The sequence below is a fragment of the Streptomyces sp. 150FB genome, from assembly GCF_000818195.1.
Taxonomy (GTDB): Bacteria; Actinomycetota; Actinomycetes; order Streptomycetales; family Streptomycetaceae; genus Streptomyces.
This window is the reverse complement of record NZ_JTHL01000001.1, coordinates 2,784,051-2,787,224: the sequence shown is the minus strand read 5'-3', so window position 1 is coordinate 2,787,224 and position 3,174 is coordinate 2,784,051. Positions and strand designations below refer to the sequence as shown.

The window sequence follows — 3,174 nt, the reverse complement described above, 5'->3', positions numbered from 1 at the left end:
CCAGCAGCGCGGGCAGCAGCCGTGCCTCGCCGACGGCGAGTACGGCCAGCAGCAGCCCGAGCGCGGCGGACGGTACGGCCACCACCGCCGTCTCCGCCAGCAGCCGCCCGCCGATACCGCGCAGGGAGCCGCCGCGCGAGCGCAGCAGGGCCAGTTCGGAGCGGCGGCGCGCCGCGATCAGTCCGCCCGACATCGTCAGGACCACCACGGCGACGGCCCCGATCCCGAAAGCGGCGACCGCCACGATCGGGGTGACGGCCGAACGCATCGCGGAGTACGAGGAGATGACGGTGTCGAGGTCCGTCGTCAGCGAGAGCTGCGAACGGCCACCGGCCACCGCGCGCAGCTTGATCAGCCCGGGGCCGCCGTCGACCGAGGCGAGGCCGGATTCGAGGCGCGGTACGTCCTGCCAGGTCAGCGCGGTGGGATCGGGCGCGAGCCGCCAGTACAGCTCGGGTCCGCCCTTGACCCCCAGCAGCGCGGGGGCCGCCTCCGGCGCGATCAGCAGCCCGGCCCGCCAGTAAGTGCTGGGATCGCCGGTCGACTTGACCGTGAGCGAGGGGGTGGAGAGCACCTGCTCGACGGACCAGTACGCGCCCGCCGGCTGCCGGGGCGCGACGATGCCGGTGATCCGCACGGCGACCGGCCCATGGATGTTGCCCGGCACATGGATCACCGAACCGACCCTGAGATGCAGCGACTTGGCCGTCTCCGGCGTGGCCGCCGCCTCCACCTGAGTCGTTTCCTGGGTCACCTGTCCCCGCGCTGCGGGGAGCCGGCCCGCGCGCACGGTGGAGTGGCCCCCGAGATCCGCCTGTGCCGCCAGGGTGAACAGTGGCGGCAGGCCGTCCGGTTTCGGCAGCCAGGCGTCGGAGGCTTCGAGACCGTCGCTCGACCGGACGCCGTGTGTCGACTGCGCCGGATCCACGCGCAGCGGCGCGGGCAGCGCCTTGACGAGTGCCTGCTGGGCCCGGGTCAGCGTCTCAGGACGCAGCCCGGTCTCGCGGTCGGCCTGAGGTATCTCCAACCCCGGTGCGGGCGAGGCCAGTTCGAGGACGCTGACGCGCGGGGAAGCCGTACGGATGTCATGGCGCAGCCCCTCGGTCCCGTACGCGTCCACCGCGCGAGGGAACGCGGCGGCGAGGAACGAGGTCACCACCACCAGCAGCGCCAGCGCCACGGCGGCGCCGGGCGCGGTGCGCAACCGGGTGCGTACCCAGGGAGCGAAGGCGGACGGGGCGGGTGCGGTGTTCCTGGTGGGTACGCGCATCTCAGTTGCCCCCCTGGTGGCGTAGCGCGAGGGCCGGATCGACCCGCCGCAGCGCGATGGCCGCCACGATCAGCACGGGCAGGACGGCCACCCCGGCGAGCAGGAAACCGACCTGGCCGGTGGGGAGTTCGACCAGGACGCGCGGCACCGGCTGGGTGGCCTGCCCGGTCAGTACGACGAGCGGCACGACGGCTCTGGTCAGCACCGCACCGAGGGCGAGACCGACCAGCAGGCCCACGGCGATCAACACGCCCTGTTCCAGGGCGATCAGCCGGGCCAGCCGGCGGCGCGGGGTGCCGAGCGCGTGCAGTACGGAGAACTCGGCGGCCCGCTCGCGCAGCGACCCCGCCGAACTCACCGCGAAACCGACCGCCGCGAGCGCCGCCGCTGCCGCCGCCACCGCGAGCAGCGCGGACTGCGGTCCTGCGCCGAGCGGATCGTGCCGCAGTTCGTCGGCGGTCTCGTCGCGCACCAGGACCTGTGCCGGATCGATGTCGGGCCGGGCCCGCAGGGCGTCGGCGAGCTGCTCCGTCCGGCCGGGACTGGCCGTCAGCCACCACTCGGTGGGGGTGAGCGAGGCGGCCTGGCGGCCGGCCAGCACCTGATTGACGGCCCGCAGGTCGAGCAGCAGGGCTCCGCCGTCCCCGGCGTCCGACTCCGGTGCGGAGGCGCCGGATTCGACCGGGTCCGCGTCGGATCCGGGCCCTGTCGTGGGCAGTTGGCGCACCGACCGGACGATTTTCACCCGCAGCGGCGGCCCGCCGTCCACGGGCACATCGACACTCTGCCCGGTCTTCGCTCCGGCCGCCTTCAGGAAGCTGTCGGTGGCGACGCCCGGAAGCACCGTCGGTGGCCGGGGGTGCGGGGCCTCGATCTGTACGTCGAACTCCACCGGGTCATCGCGGAGTTGGACCGGCTGCGGGTCGCTGCCCGTCTCGTAGCCGACGGAGAGCGGGGCCTGCCCGGTCACCTCCGGCTTCAGCGGTACGGCGGGCCGGGCCGCCCCCGCCTCGCTCCTGACCAGCCCGGCGTCCCAGCGGAAGCTGTCGGAGACCGTCACGGGACGCCCGGTCCCCTCGGCGTCGTGGGCCGTCAATCGGTCGAGAGTGAGCCGGTGTGTCTCGCTCCGGGTCCCGGCCGGTACGTCCGAGCGCAGTTCCAGACCGGTCAGCGCCATCGGCTCCGCCGGCGTACCCCCTTGACCGCCCTGGCCGCCGCCGTCGGCGGACTGGCCGCCACCGGTGGTCCCCGCCAGATCGACCGTCACCGTGTGCGGCCGCCCGTCGGCCGGCAGTCCGCCGACAGGCATCCGGTACGAGAAGCCGTAACGGTCCTCCAGGACGACGGTCACCGCCGGGGCGCTCCCCGAGGGCGAACGCCCGTCAGGCGCCCGGGTGTCGGTGAGCCGTAGCGTCAGTTCGAGCCGCCGCGTCCCGTCCGGGACGATGATCCCGGACCTGGCCGCAGGACCGGCCTCCGTACCTGCGGCGGGCACGGAAGCGGGCGCGATCGCGTCCAGGAGGGCGCCGCCCCCGCCCCCGCCCCCGCCCCCGTCCCCGAGGTCGTCGCGCAGCAGCATGCCCCCCGGGGCGTGGGCGGTGTCCAGGGCCAGCACGGTCGCCGTGCGGCTCCCGGAGAGCTGCGTGGTGGTCCGGTACGCGGGGGCCGCGTCGCGCAGGCCGGGCAGCCCCGCGTACATCCCGGCGTCCCCGGGGTCACCAGCGCCGCCGCTCAGCACCCGTACCGAGGCGCCCGTGCGGAAGTCGGCCTGATCGTCCTGCGAACGCTCCCAGGACGCCCCCTGCCCGATCGCCAGCACGCCCATCGCCACGGCGAGCACCAGCAGCAGCACCGGACCCGCCCCGCGCAGCGGGCGGCGGCTGAACTGCCAGCCGGCCAGCGCC

General features: G+C 75.0%; 1 protein-coding gene and 1 pseudogene. Both read right to left on the bottom strand.

What is annotated here, in order from left to right; translation table 11 throughout:
• A pseudogene (locus QR77_RS48545) lies at positions 1–1,270 on the bottom strand (ABC transporter permease); the annotation flags it as partial.
• Position 1,271: 1 nt separating this feature from the next.
• Positions 1,272–3,174: ABC transporter permease (locus QR77_RS48540; RefSeq protein ID WP_040021501.1), on the bottom strand; the 1,903-nt coding region annotated here is incomplete at its 5' end.